The sequence below is a fragment of the Streptomyces sp. NPDC091280 genome (genome assembly GCF_044768565.1).
Classification (GTDB): Bacteria; Actinomycetota; Actinomycetes; order Streptomycetales; family Streptomycetaceae; genus Streptomyces.
This window is the reverse complement of record NZ_JBIVUZ010000008.1, coordinates 26,433-40,878: the sequence shown is the minus strand read 5'-3', so window position 1 is coordinate 40,878 and position 14,446 is coordinate 26,433. Positions and strand designations below refer to the sequence as shown.

Here is a 14,446-nt window from a genome sequence, read left to right as displayed (position 1 = left end):
GGTCAGTCCTTCAGGCCGGCGTTGATGTCGGCGCCCATGACGTAGCGCTGGAAGACCAGGAAGATGACGATCAGCGGGATCATCGAGATGACCGAAGCGCCCAGCAGGACCGACCAGTTGATGTTCTGCGCGCCGACGATGCTCTGGATGCCGATCTGCACGGTGAACTTGTTCGGGTCGTTCAGCATCAGCAGCGGCCAGATGTAGTCGTTCCACCGCCACTGGAAGGACAGGATCGCGAGGGTCAGCATGATGGGCCGGGACAGCGGCACCATGATCCGCACGAAGATCGACAGTTCGCGGGCGCCGTCGATGCGGGCGGCCTCCACGAGTTCGTCGGGGACCGTGATGAAGAACTGGCGGAACATGAAGCAGCCGGTCGCGGTGAGCACGGCCGGGAGGATGATGCCGGCGAACGAGTTGTAGAGGCCGAGGTTGCGGACCACCAGGAACTCGGGCGCGAGCATGACCTCGCTCGGCAGCATCGTGGTGGCCAGGATGCAGATGAAGAACGCCTTGAGCCACTTGTTGTCGTACTTGGCCAGCGCGTAACCGGTGCAGCAGCTGACGCCCACCGTGAGGATCGTCGTGATGACGCAGACGATGGTCGTGTTGATGAAGTACTGGGAGAAGTTGGCGCTGCGCCAGGCTTCGAAGTACCCCGACAGGGTCGGGTTGTGGGGGATGAACGTCAGCGGATAGGTGAACAGGTCCCCGGCGGGCTTGAGGGAGCTGAGGATGAACCACAGCACGGGCAGACCGTAGAGGCACGCCATGACCCACAGCAGTGTCGTCGCGGACACCGCCTGGCGGAGTCCGCCGGTGGCCGCGCCACGGGGCCGCTTCCTGGCCGCCTTCCGTCCGGGGCCGGTGTCGACCTTGCGCGGCATGTCTGTGGTTGTCATCGGTTCTCCACCCGCCGGTTGACGATCAGCTGGACGATCGCGACGGCCATCAGGATGAGCATGAGCACGAACGACGCGGCGCTCGCGTAGCCGATCTGGCCCCGTTGGAAGCCGGTCTGGTAGATGTACTGGACCAGCAGGTTGTTCGAGGTGCCGGGGCCGCCGTTGTTCAGCGAGACGAACACCGGGTATTCCTTCATCGCGTTGATCGTGTTGAGCAGGATCACGATGAACGAGGTGGGCGCGATGCTCGGCAGCGTGATGCTGATGAACTGGCGCCAGGGGCCCGCTCCGTCGAGCGAGGCGGCCTCGTAGTAGGACACCGGGACGTTCTTGATCGCGGCGATGAACAGCAGCATCGAGAAGCCCGTCCAGGCCCACGACGCGGCGAACACCACGACCAGCAGCGACAGGTCGGCGTTCGACTGCCACGGCACGGCCGAACCGCCGAACTTCTCGATGACGTAGTTGACCAGTCCGAAGTTCTCGCCGAACAGCCACCGCCACAGGACACCCACGACGATGGGCGACAGCAGCCACGGGATGAAGAAGATGACGCGGGCCACGGACGCGCCCTTGGCGTGCTTGCTCACCAGCAGGTTGGCGGCGAGCAGCGAGAGCGCGAAGTTCAGCGGGACGAACAGGACGGTGTACAGCAGCGTCCGGGTCAGCGCGTCGTAGAAGGCGGAGTCCCCGAACAGGTTGTGGTAGTTGTCCAGTCCGATGAACTGGAACACCCCCACACCGGTGTAGTTCGTGAAGGAGTAGACGAGCCCGATCACCGCCGGCCACACGAAGAACAGTGCGAAGAGCACGACATTGGTCGCGATGAGGACGAGCGGCGCGAGGGTGTAGGTGCTGCGTCGTTTCCTGGGCGGCCTCACGGACACGTCCGCGGCGCTTTTTGTCATCTTCCTGACTTCCGTGCTGGTGGATGGATTGCTGTGGGCTCACCCGGTGGGCCCGGCATCACGTGGGCGGCCAGGGCCGGGCGGCGGATGCGGTCCGCCGCCCGGGGCCCTGGGCCCATGATCAGCCGCCGACCGCCGTGTTGTAGCCGTCCACGATGTTCTGGAGGGCCTTGTCGACCGACTGCTGACCGTTGATCGCCTTGCCGAGCTCCGTCTTGGTCGGGTCGGTGGTGAGGCTCTTGCCCTTCAGCACCCAGTTGGTCTGGGCGGTGTTGAAGTAGCCCGAGATCGGCGCGTAGAGCGGGATCTCCTCGTTGTAGAGCTTGAACGCCGCCTGCGCCGCAGCCGACTTGAAGGGGTACTTCGGGCTCAGACCGCTCTCGACCGGGAGGAAGCCGGAGGACTCGACCAGCTCGGTGTACTGCTTGGGCTCGTACACCCAGGACAGGAACTTCTTCGCGGCGGCGGACGCGGCGCTGTTGTTGTTGAAGCCGACCATCATGCCGCCGCTGTTGACGTCACTGGCCTGCACCGGCTGGGCCGGGGTCGGCACGCTCGCCCACTCGAACTTCTTGATGCTGTCCGCGAAGGAGGCGACCTGCCAGACACCGGACCAGTAGGCGACGACGTCACCGCTCTGGAACATGGCCGACGGGTCGGCGCCGCTCGTCCACACCGACTTCGGCATGGTCTTGTCGTCGTTGAGTCCGACGAAGTACTTCACAGCCTTCTTGGTCGCGTCGTCCACGGAGAACTTGCCGGAGGAGTCCGCGTGGACGTACTTGCCGCCCATCTCGTACACCATGGCGCGCAGCCGGGACGGCGACTGGTCGAAGGTCAGGGAGTACTTGGCGCCGGTCTTCTCGCGGACCTTGTTGGCCGCCGCGATGAACTCGGTCCAGGTCCAGGTGTTCGACGGCGAGCTGGGCACGGCGACGCCGGCCTTCTCGAACAGCGACTTGTTGATGAACAGGCCGGACGCGGTGACGTCCGAGGGGATGGCCAGCACCTTGCCGGACGAGTCCTTGGCGAGGAAGTTGGAGTTGATGTTGTTGGCCTTGTTGCCGCTGATGGAGCTGAGGTCGATCAGCTTGCTCGACCAGATCGGGTCGAGGGCGGGCACGTCGGCGACGTCCGGCAGCGAGTTGGCCTGCGCGGCGTTGTGCAGCTTCGTCGGGTACCCGTCGTAGGGGATGTTGACGAGCTTGACGTTGACGCCCTCTTCCTTCTTGTACTGGGCGACCAGCTTCTTCCAGCCCGCGTCCTGCCCCGGGACCGTGGAGATCCAGAAGGTCAGCGACTTGGAGGTGCCGCCCGAGCCGGAGCCCGAGCCGCAGGCGGTCAGGAGCAGGGCTCCGGCCGTGGCCGCGGCGGCGAGAGGAACCATTCGGCGCATACCGCCGCCGACGAGCCGGCGGGAACTCCGCACACTCACTCTGGTCATCTTGGATCCCTTTTCTTTGTAGCGGAGGAAGCACGGCGCCGACCTGGACGGCACAGGTGCATTCTGCAGAAAGGTTCGCTTTCAGGGGGTTTGGCCTCGCCCGGCCTCGCCGTTCTGATGGATGGCATCCCCGGCCCTCTCGGCCGCTGCCGCACAAGCACACCCTGGTGCGGTTGCCGTACGTCTCGTACGGGCGGGAGGCTCACTCCGAGTCGACGTCCCGGCCGACTTAGAAAGCGCTTGTCCGGACATTGGCAGACCGAGTCCGAGGCCGTCAATCCTTCACCCCCGCGGCATCGGTCACGGTTTGGACTCCTCTGGCGACCGCGAGCCGCGCGGCGCCCACCACGGTGCCGAGATCGCCCACCGTGCTGCTCACCACCTCGGTGGGCCAGCTCAGCCGCCCCAGCTCGGCCCGCACCCCGGGCAGCAGCTGCGGGTCCGTGCCCGTGCTGCCGCCGAGGACGATCAGTCCCGGGTCCAGTACGGCCGCCACGGCGGCGGCGAGTCTGCCCACGTCGGCGGCGTGCCGGCCGACCAGCGCGGTCGCCGTGCGCTGCCCCCGCGCGGCCAGCGCGAACAGCTGGTCGGCGGTGCCGGGGCAGGGCCCGTCAGTGTTCTTGTCGGCCTGCCACGCCTCGGCGGCCCGGCGCAGCAGCGAGCGGGCCCCGACGTACTCCTCCAGGGCCTCTCTGCGGGGCTCCACGGCGTCGTCCCAGGGGTAGGGCAGCCGGGCGAGCTCACCGGCCGCGCCGTTCGCGCCGCGCAGCACATGGCCGCCGACGACGATGCCCAGACCGATACCGACGCCGATCCGCAGATAGCCGAAGGTGTGGCGGCCCCGCGCGGCGCCCTCGTGCAGCTCGGCGAGGGCGGCGCAGTTGACGTTGTTCTCCAGGTGGACCGGCACGTCGGGCGGCAGGGCGACCGCCATGGCGTCGAACACCGGGCCCGCCTTGGCGGTCGCCGGGCGCATCCCGGCGCCCGCCCGGTCGCGCGCGGCGACGTCACCGACCGCCACGACGACGGTGCGCAGCGGGGTGCCTGCGGGCAGCGCGTCGAGGGCCTCGCGCACGGCGCCGGCGGCGTCCTCGCGGGATCCGGTGGCCTCGGCCAGCAGGGTGCCGTCGAGGGCGCAGCCGCGCACCCGGGTGAGGGCGGGGCCCAGGTCGACGGCGAGCACGGCACCGGCGGCCGGGCCGAGACGGTATACGGCCGCGTTGCGGCCCGTGCCGCCGGAGGCGGTGCCGGAGTGGGCGGCGAGCCGGACGCTCTCCAGTTCCACGACGGCGGACGACACCGTCGGCTTGGACAGGCCCGCGAGGGTGGCCAGCTGCGGCCGGGTCGCGCTGCCGGCCCTGGCCAGCACCTCGAACACCGCGCTGGCGCTCTCGGTCAGCCGGGACGCCCGCGCCACGACGTGTTCCACACTTCCCCCAGTTCACAGGCCGCGGTCCCGGAGGCTGTCCGGGGGCCGCGGCGATGGGATGTCCTGACGTCACGCGGGGCCGGACGTTACGTCCCGCCGTCCGATGCGCGAAGCCTCTTGACGCACTGTACTTCGTTAGTTAACTTCCTAACGAACGTCACGGTACTCGCCTGCCGTGGTCCGACAGAAGCCCGTCCCGGGGCTTCCCTAGTGCTTGAACTTCCGTCCCCCCGGACACGGTTCGCCCGCCGTCGCAGCACAGCGCAACGACGAAAGAGGTTCCGTGCAGGACTTCACGCCCCTCGTGGTCGGCATCGACGTGGGTGGCACCAAGACACATCTGCGCGCCTGCGCGGGCCAGGATGTCGTCGCCGACCACATCCGGCCCAGCAGCGGCTGGCGACCGCACGACATCGCGACCGCCGCCGACTGGCTGACCGCACTCGTCCAGGACACCCTGCCCGCACACACGCGCCCGTCCGCCATCGCGGTGGGCGGGCACGCGTGCGAGACGCCCCGCCAGTGCGCCGAGATCCGGGCCGCGCTGGAGCAGCGTCTCGGGGTGCCCGCACTCGTGGTGGGGGACGCCGAACTGCTCGTCCCCGCGGCCGGGTTGGACAAGGGGGTCGGTCTGGTGGCCGGCACCGGTTCGGTCGCGGTGGGCCTGCTCGCCGACGGCAGCCGGCTCCAAGTGGGCGGCTGGGGCGCCGTACTCGGCGACGAGGGCGGAGCCGCCGGTCTCGTCCGCGAGGCGGCCCGCGCCGCCTGGGCCGCGCACGACCGGGGCGAGGCCCCCGATCCGCTCGCCCTGGGACTGGTCGAGGCGTTCGCGGTGGCCGAAGTGCCCGCGCTCGGCGCCGCGTTGGAAAGCGCTTCCGACGTCTCCGCGGAGTGGGGCCGCCACGCCCGTGTCGTCTTCGCCGCCGCCGACGCCGGCTCGCTCCTCGCGCGCGCGGTGATAGCGGAGGCGGGCCACTCCCTGGCCGCACTCGTCGTACGGCTCGCCGAACGCGGCGTCCCCGTCGACGACGTGGTGGTCGCGGGCGGCACCGTGCTCGCCCAGCCCCGCCTGTACGAAGCCCTCACCGCCGCGCTCGCCGAGCGGGCGCCGGGGGCCCGGTTGCAGCCCATCCGGGTGCCGCCCGTCGAGGGCGCGGTGGCACTGGCCCGCTCGATCCTGTGAACCGCACGGCCCCCGTTCACCCGGGGGTCATGTGCCGGACGCCGAACCCCCTCCGCGGGGACACGGCCCACCGTAAATCTTCGCACGTACGCACCAGTTGACGTATGCGCTTTCTCCCGTCGTACGGTGCACCCCGAACCACAGCAGATCGCACGCCCCCTCCCTGGTCCCAGGACCTCGCCGGCCGCAACGGCCGTAGAACTCAAGAGAGGCACCTCCATGCCGTCACCCGCCGGGCCGCGCACGAACGCAGGCCGACTCGCCGTGAACAGACGTGGTTTCCTCAAGACCTCGCTCGGCGCCTCGGCCGGCGTGGTCGCCGCGCCCACGCTGGTCAGCTGGCTGGCCACCGCGGACGCCAAGGCCGCCACGGCTCCGCTCGCGTTCGTGGACGACTACAAGACGAACGTCAGCACCAACCTCACCCCCGAGACCAACGCCGTGGTCCGGGTCCTCGGCGGCATGGCCCAGATATGGAAGACGGGGGCCGCCTGGAACACCGGCACCCCGCTGCGCCCCGAGATCCTGCGCGCCAACATGCGGTACTGCATCGACCTCACCGCCCACCGCACCGAGGCGCAGGCCAAGGAGGCGTTCCTCTACGACCGGCAGCACCAGAGCTACGCGATGATCGCGGGCCTGGGACCGCTGGCCGACCTGTACAAGTCCGGTTCCCTGGCGGTCACTTCGATCACCAGCGCGCCGGACGGCACCCCGGCGACCACGATCAGCGACGCCGTCCCGGCCGACGCGCCCGCCGGATCCGCTCTCGGCGCCGGCTCGCACACCTCCGCACTCGGCAAGGTGGCCGAACTCGTCGACACCGTGCGCGGCAACTACGCGTCCGGCAACCCGAGCAAGTACGCCTACCAGTACCCGCGCCCGTGGCGGATGAACGAGAAGAGCGAGGTCGTCGACACCGGCAAGGTCGACGCGCTCGGCTACCCGGTCTACGACTCCAAGGTCCTCGTCGCCCCGCAACTCCTGCGCCAGCGCTCCACGTCACCGGTCGACGACGGCGGTTTCCCGAGCGGCCACACCAACGCCTTCCACCTCGCGGGCCTGGCCTACGCGTACGCCGTACCGGAGCGCTTCCAGGAACTGGTCACCCGTACCTTCCAGTTGAGCCACACCCGGATCATGGCCGGCATGCACTCCACCGTCGACGTCATCGGCGGTCGCATCATGGCCACCGCGCTGGCCGCCGCCACCCTCGCCGACCCGGCGAACGCCGACCTCAAGGCCGCCGCCCGCGCCCAGGCCCTGGCCTACTTCGAGGCGCAGACCGGCACGACGGCGGACACCCTCTACGCCTACGCGCACTCGGCGAGCACCGCGACCGACCCGTACGCGGACCGGAGCGCCAACGCCCGTCTGGTGGAGCCCAAGTTCACCTACGTGCTGACCCGCAGCGGCCGTGACAAGGCGCTGACCGTGCCCAAGGGCGCCGAAGTACTGCTGGAGACCCGTCAGCCGTACCTCTCCGCGGCCCAGCGGCGCGAGGTGCTGCGCACCACCGCGCTGCCCTCCGGCTACCTCCTGCTCGACGGCTTCGAGCAGTGGGGGCGCCTCAACCTCTTCGCGGCGGCGGACGGTTACGGCTCCTTCGACTCCGACGTCGTCGTCGCGCTCGACGCCGCGGCCGGGGGCTTCGGCGCGGCCGACGCCTGGCGCAACGACATCGACGGCTGCGGCGGTCTGACCAAGCAGGGCACCGGGACGCTCACGCTGACCGGGCACAACGCGTACACCGGCGGGACCGTCCTCAAGTCCGGTGCGCTGGTGGCCGGTTCGGCGCACGCGCTCGGCCATGGTGACGTCAGCGTGCTCGGCGGTTCGCTGCGGGTGACGGAGTCCGTGCAGATCCACGGCTCCTACGCCCAGCAGTCCGCCACCCTGGAGGTCACGCTGCGCTCGGGCCACCAGCCCGCCGTCGAGGTCACCCGGCGCGCGACCCTCGGCAAGGGCAGCGCGCTGTCCCTGCGGCTCGACGCCGAGCACCCGCCGGCCGCGGGTTCCACGGTGCGCGTCCTGGGCGCCCCGACGCTGCGCGGCCAGTTCGACGGCATCACGCTGAACTCGGACAAGCTGCGGGCCGTACCCGTGTATACGGCGGAAGGTCTGTCGGTACGACTCCTGAAGCGGTGACGCCCCTGGTGGCGGGGGCGATGCGACAGTAGGGCCATGACCCGGCTCCGCATCGCCCCCGCCACCGCACGGCCGGCCTCACCGCAGGGCGGATGATGGCGCGCGAACAGCACTCGGTCCTCGACCCCGGCACGCTCGACGACGACGGCGCGCCTCCCCCGCCGCGCGCCGCGGAGAGCCGACCGGCCCGTCTGCGCGCCGGGCTGCGGCGCCACCGCCGGTGGCTGCTGCCGCTGCTGGTGGCGCTGCTCCTGGCCCAGATGGCCGCCGTGATGGTCACGACCGCCGTCGAGCAGACCCCGACCATCGACGAGCCGGTGTACGTGGCCACCGCCACGGTCTATCTGCGCGAGCACAGCCTCGACTACAACCCCGAGCACCCGCCCCTCGGGAAACTGGTGATCGCCGCCGGGATCGCCCTCGCCGACCCGCACTTCGACGCCGACTACCGCGGCGATCAAGGGGAGTTGGGCCGCCATCTGCTATACGAGTCGGGCAACGACCCCTGGCGGCTGATGTTCTGGGCCCGGCTGCCGGTGATCGTGCTGACGCTGCTGTTCGGGCTGGTCGTGTTCGCCTTCGCCCGTGAACTGGTCGGCGCGGCGCGGGGGTTGGTGGCCCTCGCGCTGTACGCCTTCTCCCCCGACGTGATCGCCCACGGCTCGCTGGCCACCCTGGACGTGCCGGAGGCGGGCTTCCTGCTGACGTCGGTCTGGCTGCTGTGGCGGGCCCGACGGCGGCCCCGGCTGTACGTCCCGCTCGCGGGCGCCGCGCTCGGTGCGGCCGTGGCGACGAAGATGAGCGCGCTGCCCGCCGTACCCGTGCTGATGCTCCTGGCCGCCGTGTCCGTCTGGTGGGCCCGGCACCCGGCCGACCGGGACGCGCGCCGGCGGGCGCTGCTCCTCGGGGCCGCGGGCGCGCTCGTCCTCGCGGTGGTCGCGGTCGCCGTCGTATGGGCGTCGTATCTCGTGGTGGACCCCCGGCTGCGGTTCGTGTCCACGGAGGCGGTGCCCGCCGTGCACGGGCTGCGCGGGCGGGTGGTCGAACTGCTGCCGTTCCCCCGGGCGTTCCTCGACGGGATGCGCATCCAGTTCGGCCTGGAGGACTACCCGTGGCAGGGCTTCCTGTTCGGGCATCTCTACACCGGGTCCCACTGGTACTACCTCCCCGCCGCGCTCCTGGTGAAGACCCCGCTCGGCATGCTGGCCCTGTGGGCGGCGGGTGTCGTCACGGTCGTGGCGGTACGGCGGCTGCGGCCGGCGGCGCCCTATCTGCTGGTGCCCACCGCCGTGCTGCTGGCGGCGGCGATGGACGGCTCGCGGGACTTCGGTACCCGGTACGCGATCTTCGTGCCGATGTTCCTGGCGGTGGCGGCGGCCTGTGTGCCGGTGCTGCGGTGGCGGTGGGCCGGGTTGTCCACCGGACTGCTGGTGGCGTTCGTCGCGGTCAGCTCGCTGCGGACGTTCCCCTTCTATCTGCCGTACTCCAACGAGGCGTTCGGCGGCCCCGCCAAGACCTATCTGCGGCTGCACGACTCGAACGTGGACTGGGGCCAGGACCTCGGCCGGCTCGCCGACCGGCTCCGTGAGCGGTACGCGGGCGAGCGGATCTGGCTGGTGTACAAGGGCAGCGGGGTGCCGTCGTACTACGGCATCGAGTCGTCCGATCCGCGCAAGGCGGCCGTGGGCGAGGTGCACGGTCTGCTGGTCGTCTCCGACACCTCGATCGACAAGGCCCGGGGGAAACTGGCCGAGTTGATCGACAGCAGTCGCCCGATCGATCAAGTCGGTCATTCGATCACCATTTACCGGCGCTGATCGCCCGCTGGTCACAACGCTCTGTGAGCTATGTTGAGTGACCGTGGGAGACAAAGGAGGCGGATCCGTGCCATCGCCGCAGCAGGCACGAGCCCAGGCATCCGCCATCACCTCGGGAAAGACCGACCCGGAAGTCGGGGCGGCGCCGACTTCCCAACTCCGCGAACTCTTCGACGGGCCACGGCTGTCGCCGGGTCAGCGGCGCATCGCCCAGTACCTGATCGAGCACATCACCGAGGCCGCGTTCCTCTCCATCACCGACCTCGCGGAACGCGTCGGCGTCAGCCAGCCGTCGGTGACCCGGTTCGCGGCGGCGGTCGGCTTCAGCGGTTACCCGGCGCTACGGGAGCGGCTTCAGGCGATCGCCCTGAGCACCCTCGCGGGCGGTCCGCCGGCGGCCGAGGTCAACCGCAGCAACGAGTTGCAGGCCGCGGTCGACGCCGAGATCGAGAACCTGGAGAACCTGCGCCGGGACTTCGCCGACCCGGACCGGCTGATCGGCGTCGGCCGCGAACTGTCGGCGTCGACCCCGCTGACCGTGCTCGGCCTGCGCATCTCCGTCTCGTTGGCCGAGTACTTCGCGTACGCCGCACGCCGTATCCATCCGGACGTACGGCTGGTGACCAGGGGCGGCAGCGTCGCCTACGACGCGATCCTCCAGTCCCGCGAGGCGGGCGGCACCTGGCTGCTGGCCTTCGACATGCCCCGGCACGCGCACGAGACGCTGACCGCGATCCGGGTGGCGCGCAGCGCCGGGCTCAAGGTGGCCCTGGTGACCGATCTGGCGCTCGGCGCGCTGGCCGACGAGGCCGACGTCACCTTCGCCACCGGCACCGGCTCCCGCCTGGTCTTCGACTCGTACGCGGCGCCCGGCGTGATGGCCTCCGCGCTGCTCCAGGCCATGACGGACGCCGATCCGGAGCGCACCCAGGCCCGCCTCGAGGACTACGAGCAGATCGCCGAGCAGCACCAGTTCTTCATGCGGGACTGACCCGCCACTCCCCCCTCGAACAACATCAGATCGGGACATCTACGCCTATTTCACGCATGAATGTTTTCATACTCCTTGCAAAGCGGACGGCATATATAAATACTGCTCACGGATCGCTTCCGGCTTACTCCGGACCCGTTCCGCACGCGTGAGCCCAGCGCTCGCACCCGCCCCGAGAAAGCACCGGTCCGCCCATGCGCACGCCGCTCCACCTGCCGCGCCGGCGACACCCGTCCTCCGGGGCTCCTGCACGAACACCCCCAGCCGCCGTCTCCTACCCGCGTCGGCGCCAGGGGTGTTCGGTCGGGCATCGCCTGCGCGAGCGCCCAGGGCGGCCCCGGTCATCCCCTAGACCGGGGCCGCCACACACCGTCGAACCACCCCCCGCGACGCCGCACACCGGGAAGCGATGACATGCAACTCACCACCACCCGCATCAGCCAGGACTGGCCCTGCCAGGTCAAGACCCCCGGCAGCTACGACTGGGAGCGCTCGGCCGCCAAGTGGCTCCGTGAGCTGGTGCCGGCCCGCTACGCCAGCTACCCCGCGTTCATCCGCCACCCCGTGCTGCTCGCCCGCCACGCCCAGATCCAGGTCCAGCACGAGATCCGGGTGGCCCGCACCGCCCTTCAGACCGCACGCGCCGACCTGCCCGGCATCGGGCTGCCGGAGTCGGTCATCGAGCACACGATCAAGCTGTACGCCGCCGAACTCCTCCAGCTCCAGCACATCGCGCGCAGTGTCCGCGCGGTGACCGAGGCGCTGGTCGGGCACAGCACGGGACGCTGACCGGCACGGGCGCGGGCCCCTACTGGCCGCCGTCGAGGGTCGTGCGCGACTCCAGGTCCTTGCGGGTGTCGTCGCCGTAGACGCCGTTCTCGTCGCCGCGGATGCCGTACCAGAGCTGGAAGCGGGCGACCGCCGCCTTGAGGGTCGCGTCGTACTGACCGCTGGTGGAGCCGTTCTCGTAGACGTTCGGGATGCGCAGCAGCCGCTGTTCCAGCTCCGTGACCTCGGGGCCGCTGTCGCCCTCGCGGAGGGTGCCGGCGCCGTCGGGGTCGGCGGTGCCCGCGCCGGTCGCGGAGGTCACCGGGGTGGGTGTGGTGACCGGCTGCGCGGTGCTGGCCTCGCCTCTGCCGGGCAGCAGCAGGGCGCAGGCGAAGCCGACCAGGGCGGCGGCGCTGACGCCGATGGTGATCGCGGCCCGGCGGAGTCCGGGGCCGAAGGGGCTGTCGCCCGGTGACGGGCGTATGTCACCGCGGACGGGCGGCAGTTCCTGTGTCTCGTCGTCGGAGCCGGGGAACGGCCGGGGCAGCGGGACCGACTCGAAGACGGAGGAGTCCCGGCGGGTGTCCCGCATCAGCTCCGCGAGGTTGTCGGAGCGGCGGCGGCGCAGCACCCGGGCGGGCTCCAGGACCGGGCCGCCGGACGGGGCTCCCGGTTCGGGCGGTGTAGACACACTGCTCTCCTTCCGTCGCGCGCGCGGATCTCCGCCATCCCCCCGGAGGGATACGTGCGCGCGGCGCCGGGAGTTCAGCTCACGCGCCGACGTACCGGTGCAGGGACGCCTTCAGCGCGGCGACGAACGCGTCCCGGCGCGTGGCGTCGAGCGCGTCCAGGGAGAGGTAGGGGTTCAGGTCCTCCAGTTCGACCAGCAGCAGTCCGCCGTCGGGGGCGCGGCAGGCGTCGACGCGCTGGATGCCGTGCTCGACGGTGTTCCAGTCGACGAAGCGCTGCGCGAACTCCAGGTCGGCGGCGGTGGGTTCATAGCCTTCGAGCCGCCAGCGGCGCTCGGTGTCGGGGGCGTACAGGGCGTACTGGAAGTCGTGGTCGACGAAGTAGAAGGACACCTCGTACGCGAAGTCGACGCACGGCTGGACCAGGACGCCGCCGTCGGTGAGGGCCGGCAGCTCGTCGGCCGGGACGATCCGCAGGCCTATCGAGTCGGCGCCGAGCTTGGGCTTGACCACGTACCGGTCCGTGCGCGGCAGCCGGTCCAGGTCCTCGGCCCGGTCGACGGTCGGGATGACCGGGAAGCCGGCGGCGCAGAGGTCGAGGAGGTACTGCTTGCCCGCCATGTCCGCGCGGCCCGAGAGCTGGCTGTAGACCCGGGTCCCGGCGGCGGTCGCGCGCTCGCGAAACGCTTCGTACTCGTCTCGGTAGGCCAGGACCGGACCGCTGTTGCGGACCACGACCGCGTCGAATCCGTCCATCAGCCCGGCCGCGTCCAGCGGATGGCACAGCGCCAGGTCGAAGTCCTCGCGCAGCCGGGCGGTCAGGGCGATGTCCTCGTCGCAGTAGCGGCGTCCTCGTGCCTGGTAGGCCAGGTCGGTGACGTACAGGATGCGGGGGCGGGCCGGGGCTGGGGAGGGCATGCCGGTTCTCCTTGGCTGGGAGCGCGGAGAGCGTTCGCGCGCAATGATCAAAACGGTCGGCCGGTGGTCACCGGGTGGGCGGTCCGCCGCCGCAGGAGGCGCGGACCCTCAACTCGGGAAGGAGTTCGACGTGTTGACGCGGGGCCGGGCGCGCTCCGGCCGCGCGTTCGGCGAGCCGGCCCAGCAGCAGCTTCGCGGCGAGTTCCCCCACCGACCGCTTCGGCGGGGCCACGGCGGTGAGCGGGACGTCGGCGAGCGGGGCGACCTCGTCGTCGTAGGCGATGAGCGCGAGGTCGTCGGGGACGCGGATGCCGAGGGCCTGGAGCCGGGGCGCGAGGACGATCGCGTCCTCGTCGCTGTGCACGAGGGCGGCGGTGACCCCGCGTGCGCGCACCGCGTCGACGAGGTGGTCCACGCTCGCCTCGTAGTCGCCGTGTTCGCGGACCGAGGGGGCGCCGGGGGCTGCCTGGAGACCGAGGGAGCGTACGGCCGACTCGTAGCCCGCGGTGATCCGCGCCGCGTGCGGGCCTTCCTGGAGCAGCGCGGTGATCCTGCGGTGGCCGAGGGCGGCGAAGTGGCCGACGGCGACCGCGGCTCCGTGGGCGCGGTCGGTGCGCACCCGGTCGAGGGCGGCGGCCGGGTTGCCGGGCGGGGCGGAGCGTTCGACCAGGACGGTCGGCACGTCCTGGTCCACCAGCCATCGCTCCTGGCCGTCGACGGGCGCGCCGCCCGGCCAGCTGGGCGCCACGAGCAGTCCCCGCGCGCCGCCCGCGAGCAGATGCCCGGCCTGTACGGCGTCCTCCGTGCCGACGTGGCCGGACACCCCGAGGACCAGTCGGCCGCCCTGGGCGCGCACGGCCTCGCGGGCGCCGCGCACGATGTCGGCGAAGATCGAGGCGGTGGTCGGCACGATCATTCCGATCACCGGGCCCTCGGGGGGCTCCCGGCGCACCGGCGGCTCGACCACGCTCCCGTCCGGCCGCACCACGGCGCCGTGCAGCCGTCGCACCCGGCCCTGGGCGGCCAGCGTCTCCACGTCGCGGCGCAGGGTGACGGCGGAGACTCCGAGTTCCGCGGCGAGTTCGGCGACCCGCAGGCTGCCGCGCTCGCGGACGAGTTCGAGCACCCGCTCATGGCGCTGGTCGACGTGAAGCCGCATGGATCCCCCCGAAGGCACTGCCGGTCGCCGTCACTCTATGCCGCGGACCGTATCGACCGTGTCGACCGTCTCCGTCGTCTCGAC

General features: G+C 71.1%; 12 protein-coding genes. 5 read left to right on the top strand and 7 right to left on the bottom strand.

Features of this window, described 5'->3' with window-relative positions; genetic code table 11:
- Window positions 1–2 precede the first annotated feature (2 nt).
- The 4 genes from ACIQPR_RS24015 to ACIQPR_RS24000 all read right to left on the bottom strand — a co-directional run bounded on the left by ACIQPR_RS24015 (window position 3) and on the right by ACIQPR_RS24000 (window position 4,689).
- Window positions 3–905, bottom strand: coding sequence for a carbohydrate ABC transporter permease (locus ACIQPR_RS24015; protein WP_403651570.1), 903 nt, complete (start codon window positions 903–905; stop codon window positions 3–5).
- Window positions 902–1,816 carry a carbohydrate ABC transporter permease gene (locus ACIQPR_RS24010; RefSeq protein ID WP_403651568.1) on the bottom strand — a complete coding sequence of 305 codons (915 nt, stop codon included), beginning with the start codon at window positions 1,814–1,816 and terminating at the stop codon, window positions 902–904. Before ACIQPR_RS24010 ends, ACIQPR_RS24015 begins: the two co-directional genes overlap by 4 nt.
- 121 nt (window positions 1,817–1,937) lie before the next feature.
- Entirely contained in the window at window positions 1,938–3,260 is a 1,323-nt protein-coding gene (locus tag ACIQPR_RS24005) for an extracellular solute-binding protein (protein ID WP_403651566.1), read from the bottom strand.
- Window positions 3,261–3,534: 274 nt separating this feature from the next.
- On the bottom strand, window positions 3,535–4,689 hold the full coding sequence (locus ACIQPR_RS24000; protein ID WP_403651564.1) for an ROK family protein: 1,155 nt from the start codon (window positions 4,687–4,689) through the stop codon (window positions 3,535–3,537).
- A gap of 283 nt (window positions 4,690–4,972) precedes the next feature.
- Between ACIQPR_RS24000 and ACIQPR_RS23995 the strand changes: the two genes are divergently transcribed.
- The 5 genes from ACIQPR_RS23995 to ACIQPR_RS23975 all read left to right on the top strand — a co-directional run bounded on the left by ACIQPR_RS23995 (window position 4,973) and on the right by ACIQPR_RS23975 (window position 11,617).
- Window positions 4,973–5,872: an N-acetylglucosamine kinase gene (locus tag ACIQPR_RS23995; protein ID WP_403651562.1), complete on the top strand. Its 900-nt coding sequence runs from the start codon at window positions 4,973–4,975 to the stop codon at window positions 5,870–5,872.
- Window positions 5,873–6,091: 219 nt separating this feature from the next.
- On the top strand, window positions 6,092–8,020 hold the full coding sequence (locus ACIQPR_RS23990) for a phosphatase PAP2 family protein (RefSeq protein WP_403651560.1): 1,929 nt from the start codon (window positions 6,092–6,094) through the stop codon (window positions 8,018–8,020).
- Window positions 8,021–8,112: 92 nt separating this feature from the next.
- Window positions 8,113–9,837 carry an ArnT family glycosyltransferase gene (locus ACIQPR_RS23985; protein WP_403651558.1) on the top strand — a complete coding sequence of 575 codons (1,725 nt, stop codon included), beginning with the start codon at window positions 8,113–8,115 and terminating at the stop codon, window positions 9,835–9,837.
- A gap of 67 nt (window positions 9,838–9,904) precedes the next feature.
- Window positions 9,905–10,828: a MurR/RpiR family transcriptional regulator gene (locus ACIQPR_RS23980; RefSeq protein WP_403651556.1), complete on the top strand. Its 924-nt coding sequence runs from the start codon at window positions 9,905–9,907 to the stop codon at window positions 10,826–10,828.
- 414 nt (window positions 10,829–11,242) lie between these two features.
- Window positions 11,243–11,617: a hypothetical protein gene (locus ACIQPR_RS23975; protein WP_093623389.1), complete on the top strand. Its 375-nt coding sequence runs from the start codon at window positions 11,243–11,245 to the stop codon at window positions 11,615–11,617.
- Window positions 11,618–11,636: 19 nt separating this feature from the next.
- Here the strand turns inward: ACIQPR_RS23975 and ACIQPR_RS23970 are convergent, their stop codons facing one another.
- The 3 genes from ACIQPR_RS23970 to ACIQPR_RS23960 all read right to left on the bottom strand — a co-directional run bounded on the left by ACIQPR_RS23970 (window position 11,637) and on the right by ACIQPR_RS23960 (window position 14,362).
- Entirely contained in the window at window positions 11,637–12,287 is a 651-nt protein-coding gene (locus ACIQPR_RS23970) for a peptidoglycan-binding protein (RefSeq protein ID WP_403651554.1), read from the bottom strand.
- A gap of 79 nt (window positions 12,288–12,366) precedes the next feature.
- Window positions 12,367–13,203, bottom strand: coding sequence for a hypothetical protein (locus tag ACIQPR_RS23965; RefSeq protein ID WP_403651552.1), 837 nt, complete (start codon window positions 13,201–13,203; stop codon window positions 12,367–12,369).
- A gap of 67 nt (window positions 13,204–13,270) precedes the next feature.
- A complete protein-coding gene (locus tag ACIQPR_RS23960; RefSeq protein WP_403651550.1) occupies window positions 13,271–14,362 on the bottom strand; it encodes a substrate-binding domain-containing protein in 1,092 nt (363 codons plus the stop codon).
- Window positions 14,363–14,446 lie beyond the last annotated feature (84 nt).

Bases quoted from the DNA above. Each gene is read 5' to 3' on its own strand.
- ACIQPR_RS23960 (WP_403651550.1), bottom strand. From the start codon at position 14,362: ATGCGGCTTCACGTCGACCAGCGCCATGAGCGGGTGCTCGAACTCGTC.
- ACIQPR_RS23965 (WP_403651552.1), bottom strand. From the start codon at position 13,203: ATGCCCTCCCCAGCCCCGGCCCGCCCCCGCATCCTGTACGTCACCGAC.
- ACIQPR_RS23990 (WP_403651560.1), top strand. From the start codon at position 6,092: ATGCCGTCACCCGCCGGGCCGCGCACGAACGCAGGCCGACTCGCCGTG.
- ACIQPR_RS23975 (WP_093623389.1), top strand. From the start codon at position 11,243: ATGCAACTCACCACCACCCGCATCAGCCAGGACTGGCCCTGCCAGGTC.
- ACIQPR_RS24010 (WP_403651568.1), bottom strand. From the start codon at position 1,816: ATGACAAAAAGCGCCGCGGACGTGTCCGTGAGGCCGCCCAGGAAACGA.
- ACIQPR_RS24005 (WP_403651566.1), bottom strand. From the start codon at position 3,260: ATGACCAGAGTGAGTGTGCGGAGTTCCCGCCGGCTCGTCGGCGGCGGT.
- ACIQPR_RS23985 (WP_403651558.1), top strand. From the start codon at position 8,113: ATGATGGCGCGCGAACAGCACTCGGTCCTCGACCCCGGCACGCTCGAC.
- ACIQPR_RS24015 (WP_403651570.1), bottom strand. From the start codon at position 905: ATGACAACCACAGACATGCCGCGCAAGGTCGACACCGGCCCCGGACGG.